General features: G+C 61.0%; 11 protein-coding genes. 8 read left to right on the forward strand and 3 right to left on the reverse strand.

Annotated elements, in window-relative coordinates:
* Positions 1 to 528 (reverse strand): YihY/virulence factor BrkB family protein (locus tag ABY403_RS07000; RefSeq protein WP_372840043.1); only part of this gene is annotated, 528 nt, incomplete at its 3' end.
* A gap of 106 nt (positions 529 to 634) precedes the next feature.
* Between ABY403_RS07000 and mgrA the strand changes: the two genes are divergently transcribed.
* Both mgrA and ABY403_RS07010 read left to right on the forward strand, forming a co-directional pair.
* Positions 635 to 1,669: an L-glyceraldehyde 3-phosphate reductase gene (gene mgrA / locus ABY403_RS07005; RefSeq protein ID WP_372840044.1), complete on the forward strand. Its 1,035-nt coding sequence runs from the start codon at positions 635 to 637 to the stop codon at positions 1,667 to 1,669.
* Positions 1,666 to 2,970, forward strand: a complete 1,305-nt coding sequence (locus tag ABY403_RS07010) for a cytochrome-c peroxidase (RefSeq protein ID WP_372840045.1) — start codon at positions 1,666 to 1,668, stop codon at positions 2,968 to 2,970. The genes mgrA and ABY403_RS07010 overlap by 4 nt, the downstream gene beginning before the upstream one ends.
* A 24-nt stretch (positions 2,971 to 2,994) precedes the next feature.
* Here the strand turns inward: ABY403_RS07010 and ABY403_RS07015 are convergent, their stop codons facing one another.
* A complete protein-coding gene (locus tag ABY403_RS07015; RefSeq protein ID WP_372840046.1) occupies positions 2,995 to 4,479 on the reverse strand; it encodes a CRTAC1 family protein in 1,485 nt (494 codons plus the stop codon).
* Complete coding sequence (locus ABY403_RS07020) at positions 4,476 to 5,756, reverse strand: ROK family protein (protein WP_372840047.1); 1,281 nt, start codon at positions 5,754 to 5,756, stop codon at positions 4,476 to 4,478. Before ABY403_RS07020 ends, ABY403_RS07015 begins: the two co-directional genes overlap by 4 nt.
* A gap of 211 nt (positions 5,757 to 5,967) precedes the next feature.
* Between ABY403_RS07020 and xylF the strand changes: the two genes are divergently transcribed.
* From xylF to ABY403_RS07050, 6 genes are all read left to right on the forward strand, one after another.
* Positions 5,968 to 6,984 carry a D-xylose ABC transporter substrate-binding protein gene (gene xylF / locus ABY403_RS07025; RefSeq protein ID WP_372840048.1) on the forward strand — a complete coding sequence of 339 codons (1,017 nt, stop codon included), beginning with the start codon at positions 5,968 to 5,970 and terminating at the stop codon, positions 6,982 to 6,984.
* A gap of 71 nt (positions 6,985 to 7,055) precedes the next feature.
* Positions 7,056 to 8,411: a sugar ABC transporter permease gene (locus ABY403_RS07030; protein WP_372840049.1), complete on the forward strand. Its 1,356-nt coding sequence runs from the start codon at positions 7,056 to 7,058 to the stop codon at positions 8,409 to 8,411.
* A 2-nt stretch (positions 8,412 to 8,413) separates the two neighbouring features.
* Positions 8,414 to 9,175: an ATP-binding cassette domain-containing protein gene (locus tag ABY403_RS07035; RefSeq protein WP_372840050.1), complete on the forward strand. Its 762-nt coding sequence runs from the start codon at positions 8,414 to 8,416 to the stop codon at positions 9,173 to 9,175.
* Positions 9,175 to 10,611 (forward strand): xylulokinase, encoded by a 1,437-nt coding sequence (xylB, locus tag ABY403_RS07040; protein WP_372840051.1) that lies wholly within the window; start codon positions 9,175 to 9,177, stop codon positions 10,609 to 10,611. The genes ABY403_RS07035 and xylB overlap by 1 nt, the downstream gene beginning before the upstream one ends.
* Positions 10,608 to 11,912: a xylose isomerase gene (gene xylA / locus ABY403_RS07045; RefSeq protein WP_372840052.1), complete on the forward strand. Its 1,305-nt coding sequence runs from the start codon at positions 10,608 to 10,610 to the stop codon at positions 11,910 to 11,912. Before xylB ends, xylA begins: the two co-directional genes overlap by 4 nt.
* Before the next feature lie 41 nt (positions 11,913 to 11,953).
* On the forward strand, positions 11,954 to 12,591 hold a 638-nt coding region (locus ABY403_RS07050; protein WP_372840053.1), incomplete at its 3' end, for a BadF/BadG/BcrA/BcrD ATPase family protein.

Consider the following 12,591-nt stretch of genomic DNA (forward strand, 5'->3'; position numbering starts at 1 on the left):
CCACGGCAGTTCCGACAACAGCCAGCCTTGCAGTTGGCTTGGCGGAAGAAACGCCAGCGCAATCGGCACCACCACCACTGTGGCCAGCGCCAGCAGGATGACCAAGACCAGCGCCAGCGTCAGCACATAGCCCAAGACAAAGCCCCATAGGGTAGAATGCTGCGCGGTTCCGTGGATGGCGTTCAGCCCCTTGACCAACGCCGCCACCCCAGCCCGCGCCGAATAAAGCGCAATCAGCAATGACGCGAGGCTTGCCCAGCCAATGCTTGCCTTCGGCCCAGCCAGAGGTGCGGCGACCTGATCGGATAGAATGACCCACGCTTCGGCTGGCACGAACTGCTCGGCAACCTGCATGTAAGAGGAAATCGCAGCGGGATCGGCAACAAGGCTCCAAAGTGCGATGGTTGCAGTCATCGCAGGAAACACCGCAAACATCGCATAAAACGCGACACCTGCCGCGATCAGCCCCATCTGCGCGTCGCCGATGCGGTTTACCATGTCGATGATGAAGCCCCATACGCGGCGCATTGCCTACCCTCCGATTTCGCGCCAGCTTAGCGGCTTGCGATGCGGGCGCAACTTGCGAGGTTGCCCCGTCTGTGGTCATCTATCGCAAGCCAAGCAGGAGGCCGCTATGCGTTATGTTCCCGCCGAAAACCGCTATGACAGCATGGTCTATAACCGCTGCGGCGCGTCTGGTTTGTTGCTTCCCGCGCTATCGCTCGGGCTTTGGCACAACTTCGGGCACGATACCCCGCACGCTACCAAGCGCGCCATTTGCCAGACCGCATTTGACCTTGGCATTACGCATTTCGACCTTGCCAATAACTACGGCCCCCCCGGTGGTAGCGCCGAAGAGGCATTTGGCGAGATTCTGCGCACCGATTTTGCAGGCCATCGTGACGAGCTGATCGTTTCATCCAAGGCGGGCTACCAGATGTGGTCCGGCCCCTATGGCGAATGGGGCAGCCGCAAGTATCTGATCGCCTCTTGCGATGCCTCGCTCAAGCGTTTGGGTCTCGACTATGTGGATATCTTTTATTCACACCGCTTCGACCCCTCGACACCCCTAGAAGAAACGATGGGTGCGCTTGACCAGATCGTGCGATCTGGCCGTGCGCTTTACGCGGGGATTTCCAGCTACAATTCCGCCCGAACGCGCCAAGCGGTGGCGATCTTGAAAGATTTGGGCACCCCCTGCGTAATTCACCAGCCAAGCTACAACATGCTCAACCGATGGGTCGAACGCGACGGCTTGCGCGAAACATTGGCCGAATTGGGGGTAGGCTCGATCGTATTCACGCCACTGGCGCAAGGGATCCTGACCAACAAATACCTCAAGGGGATTCCCGAAGACAGCCGCGCCGCGCAAGGCAAAAGCCTTGATCCGGGCAAGCTTACCCCGGCCGCCATCGAAAAGGTGCGCGCCTTGAGCCGCATCGCAGAGGCACGCGGGCAAAGCCTTGCGCAATTGGCCATCGCTTGGGTTCTGCGTGGCGGAATGGTTACCTCGGCGCTGATTGGCGCGTCGCGGCCCGAGCAGGTGCACGATTGCGTCGGCGCGCTGGAACGGCTGGATTTCACCGAGGCAGAACTGGCCGAAATCGACCGCCACGCAAAGGATGAAGCGATCAACCTTTGGGCGCAGTCGTCGGAGGAGCGGATGTGAAACGGCTTGCGGCGCTTTTGCTTTGCGCCTCGCCGGCACTGGCAGACCTGCCCGCGCCAGTCACTGATGCCGACTATGCCCCGCTAGACCCTGCCGAGGTGCGGCTTGGCTGGCTTTTGTTCTACGACCCGATCTTGTCAGGAAACCGCAACATTTCCTGCGCCACCTGCCACCATCCGCGCTTTGGCACCTCTGACGGGTTGTCGCTGGGGCTGGGCGAGGGCGCAATCGGCCTTGGACCAGACCGCCATATCACTGCCGACAACATCCCCGAACAGCGCATTCCGCGCAACGCCCCCGGCCTTTTCAACCTTGGCGCAAACGAGTTCACCCGGCTTTTCCATGACGGGAGGATCGAGGCGGATGCGGCGCGACCCTCGGGCCTTCGCACGCCGATGGATGACGAAATGGTCACCGGCTTTGCCTCGGTGCTTTCGGCGCAGACCATGTTTCCGGTGCTTTCGCCCGACGAAATGGCGGGGCACTACAGTGAAAACGATGTGTCCAAAGCAGTGCGCTCTGGCCGCATTACGGGTGCGGGTGGCGCGTGGCAGATCATTGCGGAAAGGGTTGCTGCAATTCCCGAGTACCGTGCCAGTTTCGGCTCTGTATATGCCGATATCGCGTCTGGGCGCGCTATTGCCTTCACCGATATTTCCAACGCCATTGCGGTATTTGTAGCCGCCGAGTGGCGCTCTGACACAAGCCCGTTCGATGCGTTTCTGCGCGAAGGCACGCCGCTTTCGCCCGCAGCGGCCGAAGGTAAGGCGCTGTTTTATGGCGAAGCCGGGTGCTCTGCCTGCCATTCCGGCCCATTCCAAACCGACCACGCCTTTCATGCTGTGGCCGAGCCGCAACTAGGCCCCGGCAAAGCCGAGCGGTTTGAAAGCCACAGTCGCGATGAGGGGCGTTTTCGCGTGACCGGGAGGGCAGAAGACCTTTTCGCCTTTCGCACCCCTTCACTGCGCAATGTTTCGGCCACCGGGCCTTGGGGCCACGCGGGGGCCTATGTAACGCTGGATGCATTTCTTGCGGGCCACGGCCAGCCTGCGGCGCTTGGCAACTACGACCGGCGGGTAGTGCTGCCTGCGCTGCCAAATACCAAGCCCGATTGGATTATTCTGGATAGCGCCAAAGAAACCAGCGCGATCGCCGAGGCTGCAACGCCGCTTCGCCCCCTTCCGCCCTCAGAAATAGGCTCTATTCTGGCGTTTTTAGATAGTTTGACGGACCCCGTTGCCCTTGCTGGACGGCTTGGCATACCGGATTCGGTCCCCTCCGGCCTGCCGATTGACCGCTAGCGCCTGTGTCGCGCCGTCGCACAGTTATCTGGCAATCTGCGTGATCGTGTTTACCGCAACCGGCTGCCACGCGCTCGCCGTGCCATCCGGCCAGATCACGCGCGCCTCCGCGCTGGTCTGCGCGCCAAGCCCGAAGTGCTGGGCCAACGCCTGTCCGCCCGCGTGACCCCCGCCTACCGTCACTTCGGCCGCCTGCACCCGCCCACCAGATCGAAGCTCCACCCACGCGCCGACTGCGCGGCGGTTTGGCGCGTGCATAACAGGCTCTATTTCAGCCCAATTCCCGGTGTTCTCAGTAACATTGCGCCAGATTTCAAGCGGCGCGCGACGGTTCACAACCACAATATCCAGCCTTCCATCCGCGTTGAGATCAGCCAGCGCCGCACCGCGAGAGCGATCCGTGGTGGCCAGCCCTGCAGCGGCGGCCGCCTCGTGGAACACGCCTTGGGCGCTTTGCATCAGCAGGTTATTGGGGTCGTGAATGGCGTTTGACGGCATCTGGTCAACATTGCCCTTGGCGATGAACAGGTCGAGCAGCCCGTCATTGTCAAGGTCGCCAAACTCGGCATGCCAGCCGGTCGAGGGGCGCCCGTCATCGCCCTGAAACGGGCGCTGCGCGTAAGTGCCCAACGAATAAGGCGCGTTTTCAAAGTGATCGCCACGGTTGAATTGCAACAGCTGGTCGCCCATCGAGGTCATCATCACCTCTGGCAACCCGTCTCCGCTGATATCGCGGCTGGCGATTCCCATGCCCCAAAGCGAGAAATGCGGCCAACCCTGACGCTCGGTTAAAGGCGAGAGATGAAACATCTGCTCATAGCCGCTGCGAACGTAATAATGCCGGTCATTCGAGATCCGTAACTCGGGTGCACCGATGCGTTGCCAATCCGAAATCAGCATCGACAGCGCGCAATAGCCGGGTGAAATCGTCTCTGCATCAGCATAAACATGGCCTGCTGGCCGATAGAGCTCATTCACGTCACAGGCCTCAAATGGCCCGGCGGGATTGCCCCGATCGACATAGTTGCCGAATACCAGTGTCGGCAGAGTGGCACCCTTTTCCCATGTTGCGGTAAAGGCGGTGGTCCACGCATCGCGCGGGGCAAGGCCCCACTCGGCAGTCGCATCGGCAAAGCGGCACCCGCCAAGCCCGCGCAGCAAAAGGTTTGGCCCGACCCGCAGCACGGCAAGGTCGATTGCCCCGTCGCTGTCGATGTCTAGCGGATAGGCACCTGTTACACCCGTCATGGGTGCCAGTTCGCCCGCCGCAAACCGCAACTCTGCGCCCGGTTCGGATGTATTGATCAGCAGCGAGCCGGGGTTTTCGCCACCGGCTGCAAAAAGGTCTGGGCGTGCATCACCGTTGCAATCAAACACCGCAACGCCACCACCCACGAAATGTTCCCACCCCCCGCCATAGATATGTGGCGGTGACAGCGCGGCATCGTTGAAAAAAAGTGGCTCTGCGCCAGCAGGAAATGCCAGAAACAGCGCCACCAGCCGCTTCATTGCGCCGCAATCTCGCGGGGTGGGCAAAGCAGCCCATCCGAAACCTCATGCAGCGCAAGCGCCGCCGCACCATGCGCCCAAAGAAGATCGCCCCATGCGTGGGTTTCGATGCGCGGCGCTTGCCTGCCGGTGTTGAGCATCATCGCCTGCATCTCTGCCAGCGTCTCTTCGGCGTAAAGGTAATCATACCGCATCCGCTCGCCCGACAGGATAATCAGTTCGGGATCAAACAGATTCACTACGTTCGAAAGGCCCAGCGCCAGATACCGACCCGCGCGATGAAAGATTACCCGCGCAGCGGCATTGCCCGCCTTGGCATGGTCAAAAAGGCTTTCGAGCAGCGCGCCGACGCTTTGATTTTCGCGATGTGTCAGGTTCAGCGCAGTCTGTGCCTCGCGCACCAGCGCGTAGTCGGCCACATAAGCCTCAAGGCAACCGCGCTGGCCGCAGCGGCACAGCGCGCCGTCTAGCTGCACCTTGGTATGGCCAAGCTCCATCCCCATGCCTTGCGAGCCACGGAAGATCCGATGGTTGATGACAAAGCCCATGCCAACGCCATGTTCGATCGTGACCACGGCAAAATCCGAAAGACCGCGCCCAGCGCCGAACCACAGTTCGGCCAGCGTCACGAGGTTTGCGTCGTTGTCGATATGCACCGGCAGGCCCAACCTGCGGCTCGCGGCGGCGGCCAAGGGCACGTGGCGGTCAACCAGAACCGGTGACCAATGCACGACGCCTGCGGGGCAATCGACAAAACCGGGCACGCCCAGCCCAATCGCAGAAAGCATTTCGCGCGGCAGGCCCGCCTTTAAGCACAGCTGATCTAGCAATTTTTCAGTTGCCGCTACGATTTCGGCAAGCTGCATCGCGCCCGGTTGCCGCGCGACCGTTTCACCCGCGATCAGGTTTCCGGCGAAATCCACCACCACCGCGGTGTGCTCTCGGTCGGAAAGCTTGATCCCCGCCACATAATGCGCCGCGGCGCGCACGCGCAGGGCAACGGCAGGGCGGCCACGCCCCGTGTCCGCCTCGCGCGGGGTTTGCACTTCTTCCAGAAAACCGCGCTCGATCAGCTCTGAGGTCAGCGTCGTTACCGAGGCCGGGCTGATCGAAAGCTCTTTGGCAAGCTGCACCCGCGCAATTTGTCCTGCGGCGCGAACACGATCGAAGATCTGTTGACGCAGCGGGCGCGTCGTCTCGGACAAGGGGGGGATAAGGGGGCCACACCCCGCCGCCGCACCGCCAATGCGCATTCTATTTGCCAAGGGCCCCGCCATTTTAGTTCTGCTTCCTAACTTAATACTGCGCTCGCAGCATCCAAAACTCGGTTTTTTCGCCGCCTCGCAGCGAAAACGGCGCGCCTGGATACAATGGAGTACAGTGTAGCGTCATTTTTATTTTGACAACTAAAATTATTACTCCAACAATTACTACATTCCGGCGAATCCGCCGGGCAGGGCTGCTTTGGCCCGTCTTGGGGAGGAAGACATGAAAAAGACCCTTTTGCTGGCCGCCACCATGGCGCTCGGCTATACCACTTCTGCTTTGGCACTGACGGTAGGCGTTTCCTGGTCGAACTTCCAGGAAGAGCGGTGGAAGACAGACGAGGCAGCGATCAGGGCTGCGCTTGATGCCGCCGGAGCAAACTATGTTTCGGCCGATGCGCAATCGTCCTCGGCAAAACAGCTTTCGGATATCGAAAGCCTGATGGCGCAACAGGTTGACGCACTAATCGTGCTGGCACAGGACACGCAGGCGATCATTCCTGCGGTTCAGGCTGCGGCCGACGAGGGCATTCCGGTCATCGCCTATGACCGCCTGATCGAAGACCCGCGCGCCTTCTACCTGACCTTCGACAACATCGAAGTTGGCCGCATGCAAGCCCGCGCCGTGCTGGCGGCAGCACCAACTGGCAACTACGTGATGATCAAGGGGTCGCCCACCGACCCGAACGCAGATTTCCTGCGTGGCGGGCAGCAAGAGGTGCTTCAGGCAGCAATCGATTCGGGTGCCATCAAGATTGTTGGCGAGGCCTATACCGACGGCTGGCTACCGGCCAACGCGCAGCGCAACATGGAACAGATCCTGACGGCGCAAAACAACATGGTCGATGCCGTTGTCGCCTCGAACGACGGCACGGCAGGCGGCGCGGTTGCGGCGCTGACCGCGCAAGGCATGGTTGTGCCTGTTTCGGGCCAAGATGGTGACCACGCCGCGTTGAACCGTGTGGCCTTGGGCACCCAGACCGTCTCGGTCTGGAAAGACTCGCGCGATCTGGGCCGTGCCGCTGCTGAAATTGCGGTTGCGCTGGCTGGCGGTGCCATGGCGGCAGATATTGAAGGCGCCACAAGCTGGACCACGCCTTCGGGCACCGTGATGACCGCACGATTCCTCGCGCCGATGCCGATTACCCGCGACAACCTTACCGCGGTCGTCGATGCAGGCTGGATTAGCAAGGAATCGCTCTGCCAAGGCGTGACCGCGGGCCCGGCACCGTGCAACTGATCGACAAGCCTGTGTGAAACCGGATTCCCATCCTTTGGGGTGGGAATCCCTTGACCTACCGGAGCACGGCTATGACCAATACGACCCCGGCAGCGGATGCCAAACCGAGCGAGCCGACAAGACTGAAGCGCAACTTTTTCCAAACGCTCGAACTTGACACCCGTATGCTGGGGATGGTCGGAGCATTTTTACTTATAAGCATGGGGTTTCAGCTTCTTAGCGGCCTTCGCAACTCGGGCGGCGCAAACCCGATCGACTGGTTGCTGAACGGAACTTTCGTAACACCCCGCAACATCTTCAACCTAACGATTCAAACCGTGTCTGTTGCGATCATGGCGACGGGCATGGTCTTCATCATCGTCATGCGCCATATCGACCTGTCGGTCGGCGCATTGCTTGCATTCGCTTCGGCGATGATGGCGATGGTGCAAACTCTGGTGATGCCGGGCTGGCTTGGCATTCCGCTGGGCAGTTCGTTGATTGCGCCGATCGCAATCGTTGTTGGCATCTTTACCGGCATGGCGGTTGGCGCGCTGCAAGGCTGGCTGGTGGGCTATCTTACGATTCCGGCCTTTATCGTCACGCTGGGCGGGTTTCTCGTCTGGCGCAACGTCGCGTGGTATTTGACCTCGGGGCAGACCATTGGGCCGCTTGACCAGAACTTTCAGATCTTTGGGGGCATCAACGGCACGCTCGGCGAAACCTGGAGTTGGGTTTTTGGCGCAGTCGCGGTTGCCGCGACGATCTGGGCCATGGTGCGCGCGCGCAAACTGAAAGTCGCGCATGACTTTCCGGTGAAGCCAGTCTGGGGCGAGTTTTTGCTAGGCGGCTTGGCGACCGTGCTGATCTTTGGCTTTGTCTGGATACTCAATTCTTATGATATCCCGACCGCCCGGCTTGCGCGAATGTTCGCCGCGCGCGGTGAAACGATGCCCGATGGCTACTCCACCGGCTACGGCATCCCGATCTCGGTGCTGGTGCTTGTCGTCGTTGCAGTTGCCATGACAATCGTGGCCAAGCGCACACGGCTTGGCCGCTACATTTTTGCCACGGGCGGCAACCCCGAAGCGGCGGCGCTGGCCGGTATCAACATTCGTATGCTGACGGTGAAGCTGTTTATGATCATGGGCGCGCTGGCCGCCATCTCGGCGGTGGTCGCCTCGTCGCGCCAGACCTTCCATTCCAACGATATCGGCACGCTTGACGAACTGCGAGTGATTGCTGCGGCGGTAATCGGAGGCACAGCATTTGCGGGTGGCATAGGCACGATTCACGGCGCCATTCTGGGCGCGTTGATCATGCAGAGCTTGCAGTCTGGCATGGCGATGGTGGGGGTCGATGCGCCTTTGCAAAACATCGTGGTGGGCATGGTGCTGGTACTTGCCGTGCTGATCGACACTTTCTATCGTAGGCGCACGGGGGTTTGACCATGAAAGACGTTCGCACCGCCCCGCTTTGCGAATTGCGTGACATGCAAAAGGCCTTCGGCGGCATCCGCGCCGTGGACCACGTGTCGTTGCAACTATACCCCGGCGAGGTGCATGGCGTGCTTGGCCATAACGGCGCTGGCAAATCGGTTTTGATGAAGATGCTCTCGGGTGCCTATCGGCGCGACGGTGGGCAGATATTCGTCGAAGGTCAGGAGGCGCAGATCGACAACCCGCGCGATGCGCGGAAATACAATATAGAGACGATCTACCAGACGCTCGCGCTTGCCGATAATCTTGATGCGGCCTCCAACCTGTTTCTTGGCCGCGAAATCACTACGCCGATGGGTTTTGTGAACGACCCGATGATGGAGGCAGAAACGCGCAAGATCATGGCGCGGTTGAACCCCAATTTCCGTCGATACCACGCGCCGGTTGCGGCGCTATCGGGTGGGCAAAGGCAATCGGTAGCAATTGCGCGCGCAGTCTATTTCAACGCCAAGATCCTGATCATGGACGAGCCGACAGCCGCATTGGGCGTGGCCGAGACACAGATGGTGGCGGAGCTTATCGGAGAGTTGAAGCGGCAGGGCATCGGCATCTTCCTGATCGATCACGACATCCATCAGGTAAAAATGCTCTGCGACCGCGCCAGCGTTATGAAAAACGGCCGTCTGGTGGGAACCGTAAAGGTGGCCGATGTAACTGAAGATGACCTTCTTGGCATGATCATTTTGGGCAAGATGCCCGAGCAGGCGCAGTAATGTATATCGGGCTAGATTTAGGCACATCGGGGCTCAAGGGCCTTTTGATGGATGACGCACAACAGGTATTGGCCGAAGCGCAAGCGCCACTTAGCGTTTCGCGCCCGGCGGAAGGGTGGTCAGAGCAGTCTCCCGCAGACTGGATTGGTGCGGCCGAGGCGGTCTTAGGCCAATTAGCGGCGCATGGGCTTGGCGCGGTCAAGGGTATCGGCCTTTCGGGGCAGATGCACGGTGCCACGCTGCTTTCCTCATTGGATGACGTGCTGCGCCCCTGCATTCTGTGGAACGACACCCGCGCGTATGTCGAAGCAGCCGAGCTTGACGCCGACCCGCGCTTTCGCGCGACATCGGGCAATATCGTCTTTCCCGGCTTTACCGCGCCCAAGCTGGTCTGGGTCGCGCGGCACGAGCCGGACCTGTTTGCGCGCGTAGCCAAAGTATTGCTGCCCAAAGATTATCTTCGGCTATGGCTAACGGGCGAACATGTCGCGGAAATGTCGGATGCCGCGGGAACCAGCTGGCTTGATTGCGAAAAGCGTGATTGGTCCGATGAATTGCTGGAAGCCTGCGGGCTTTCGCGCGCGCAGATGCCGCGACTGGTTGAAGGATCGCAAGTTTCCGGCCAATTGCGCCCCGAACTTGCGGCGCGGTTTGGCCTTTCCAAAGATGTGGTGGTGGCCGGTGGTGGCGGCGATAATGCGGCCTCGGGCGTGGGCGTTGGCGTGGTTCATGCGGGGCAGGCGTTTGTCAGCCTTGGCACATCGGGTGTCCTTTTCGCGGCAAACGACGCCTACCAGCCCGACCCCGCAACCGCGGTGCACACGTTTTGCCACGCGCTGCCGGGCAAGTGGCACCAGATGGGCGTGATACTGGCCGCGACCGACGCGCTCAACTGGTTCGCAGCCCTTGCAGGAAGCGATGCCGCAAAACTGACAGGCGCTTTGGGCGCGTTGCAAGCACCCGGAAAGACTCGGTTTCTGCCCTATCTCGGCGGCGAGCGCACGCCGCTAAACGATGCCACGATTCGCGGCGCTTTCATCGGGCTGGACCATGCTACTGATCGTAGCGCGGCGACGCGCGCGGTGCTGGAGGGTGTCACCTTCGCCCTGCGCGATTGCCGCGATGCGCTTGCCGCCACCGGCACGCGGATCGAAAGCCTGCTGGCAGTGGGTGGCGGTTCGCGGTCGGACTACTGGCTTTCCGCCATCGCCACGGCGCTAGATACGCCGGTTTCGGTACCCGTTGCCGGCGACTTTGGCGGGGCGTTCGGGGCGGCGCGTCTGGCGCTGATGGCGGCCAGCGGCGCAGGGGTAGAGATTGCCACGCAGCCGGCCATTTCACATGTAATAGAGCCTGTTTCGCAGTTGAAGCAGGCGTTCGCCGATGGCCACGCACGCTACCGCGCCGCGGCAATCGCAATAAAGGGGCTGACATGACCGATTTTTTCAAAGGTATCCCGCAGGTTCGCTACGAAGGATTGCAGAGCCAGAACGAATTTGCCTTTCGCCACTACAACCCTGACGAAGTTCTGTTGGGCAAGCGGATGGAAGATCATCTGCGCTTTGCCGTGGCATGGTGGCACAGTTTTGCTTGGCAAGGGGGCGACCCTTTCGGGGGACAAACTTTTGAACGGCCATGGTTTGGCGATACGATGGATCTGGCGCGGCTGAAGGCCGATGTCGCCTTTGAGATGTTCGACATTCTCGGCGCACCGTTCTTCTGCTTTCACGACGCCGATGTTCGGCCAGAGGGTGCAAGTTTCGCCGAAACCTCTCGCAACCTAGAGGAAATGGTCGATTACTTCGCCGCCAAGATGGAGGGTCGCAAGACCAAGCTTCTTTGGGGTACCGCAAACCTGTTTACGCATCGCCGCTATATGAGCGGTGCGGCAACCAACCCCGACCCTGATGTATTTGCCTATGCCGCTGCCACGGTGAAAACCTGCATGGATGCAACCCTGCGGCTTGGCGGGCAGAACTATGTGCTTTGGGGTGGCCGCGAGGGTTATGAAACACTGCTGAACACCGATCTTGGGCGCGAGGCCGAACAAATGGGGCGGTTCTTGCAGATGGTTGTCGAATACAAGCACAAGATCGGCTTCAAGGGCGCGATCCTGATAGAGCCCAAACCGCAGGAACCCTCCAAGCACCAGTATGATTACGATGTGGCGACCGTCTATGGCTTCCTGCGGCGCTTCGGACTTGAGGGCGAGGTCAAGGTCAATATCGAGCAAGGCCACGCCATCCTTGCCGGGCATTCTTTCGAGCATGAGATCGCGCTGGCCACCAGCCTTGGCATCTTCGGTTCGATCGACATGAACCGGAACGATTATCAAAGCGGCTGGGACACTGACCAGTTTCCCAACAACGTGCCCGAAACCGCGTTGGCCTATTACGAGATTCTGCGGGCGGGCGGGTTTAGCACGGGCGGCACCAACTTTGACGCCAAGCTGCGCCGTCAAAGCCTTGACCCGGCGGATCTGGTTCTGGCGCATGTGGGCGCGATGGATGTTTGCGCGCGTGCGTTGAAATCGGCGGCGGCGATGATGGAAGGTGGCGCGCTTGAGGCGGCGCGGGCCGAACGCTATGCGGGCTGGAATACGCCTGCGGCCAAGGCGATGCTGAAAAGCGGCACGTTAGAGACGATTCACGCGCGGGTGCTCTCCGATGGGGTGAACCCCGCGCCCCGTTCTGGGCGGCAAGAACGGCTTGAAAACCTCTGGAACCGCGCTCTCTAGCAAAGCCCGGCCCCGCTGCTATGCTGCGGCGGGGGTGCACGATGTATTATCTGGGTGTCGATGGGGGCGGCAGTGGTTGCCGCGCGGTTTTGGCCGACGCAACGGGCCAGATTCTGGGCCGTGGCGCGGCGGGTCCTGCCAACGTGTTTTCCAACCCCCAAGGCGCGCTGGAAAATGTGCTGACGGCTTCGGCGCAGGCCATGGCCGGGGTCTGCGCGCCCGCTGAGGTGATTGCCGCGCTCGGGTTGGCAGGGGTCAACGTAGCGGGGGATGGGCTGGCGCAAGAATTGCCGTTTGCACGCGCGCGGATCGAGTCTGATGTCGTGATTGCCATCAAGGGCGCATTAGGCGATGCGCCGGGTATCGTGGCGACAATCGGCACGGGGTCGGTTTTCGCGCGCCAGCAGGGCAGCGAGTTGCGCGTGATCGGTGGCTGGGGCTTGACGCTCGGCGATGAAGGCAGCGGTGCGTGGCTTGGCCGGGCGCTATGTGCAAGGGCCCTGCTTGCGATCGACGGCTTTACCGAAAAAACTCCGCTTTTGGCTGAATTAGTCACTGATTTTGGCGGGCCGCAGGGCATCGTGGGCTTTGCCGCCCGGGCAACCCCTGCCGACTTCGCCGCACTTGCACCGCGCGTTGCAGGGCTTGACGACCCGGCTGCGCTGGCCCTGATGGATGC

It is taken from the genome of Phaeovulum sp. (assembly GCF_041596715.1).
Classification (GTDB): domain Bacteria; phylum Pseudomonadota; class Alphaproteobacteria; order Rhodobacterales; family Rhodobacteraceae; genus UBA6213.

Coding starts and splice junctions, on each gene's coding strand:
- mgrA (WP_372840044.1), top strand. CDS start 635: ATGCGTTATGTTCCCGCCGAAAACCGCTATGACAGCATGGTCTATAAC.
- xylB (WP_372840051.1), top strand. CDS start 9,175: ATGTATATCGGGCTAGATTTAGGCACATCGGGGCTCAAGGGCCTTTTG.
- ABY403_RS07030 (WP_372840049.1), top strand. CDS start 7,056: ATGACCAATACGACCCCGGCAGCGGATGCCAAACCGAGCGAGCCGACA.
- ABY403_RS07035 (WP_372840050.1), top strand. CDS start 8,414: ATGAAAGACGTTCGCACCGCCCCGCTTTGCGAATTGCGTGACATGCAA.
- ABY403_RS07020 (WP_372840047.1), bottom strand. CDS start 5,756: ATGGCGGGGCCCTTGGCAAATAGAATGCGCATTGGCGGTGCGGCGGCG.
- xylF (WP_372840048.1), top strand. CDS start 5,968: ATGAAAAAGACCCTTTTGCTGGCCGCCACCATGGCGCTCGGCTATACC.
- ABY403_RS07015 (WP_372840046.1), bottom strand. CDS start 4,479: ATGAAGCGGCTGGTGGCGCTGTTTCTGGCATTTCCTGCTGGCGCAGAG.
- xylA (WP_372840052.1), top strand. CDS start 10,608: ATGACCGATTTTTTCAAAGGTATCCCGCAGGTTCGCTACGAAGGATTG.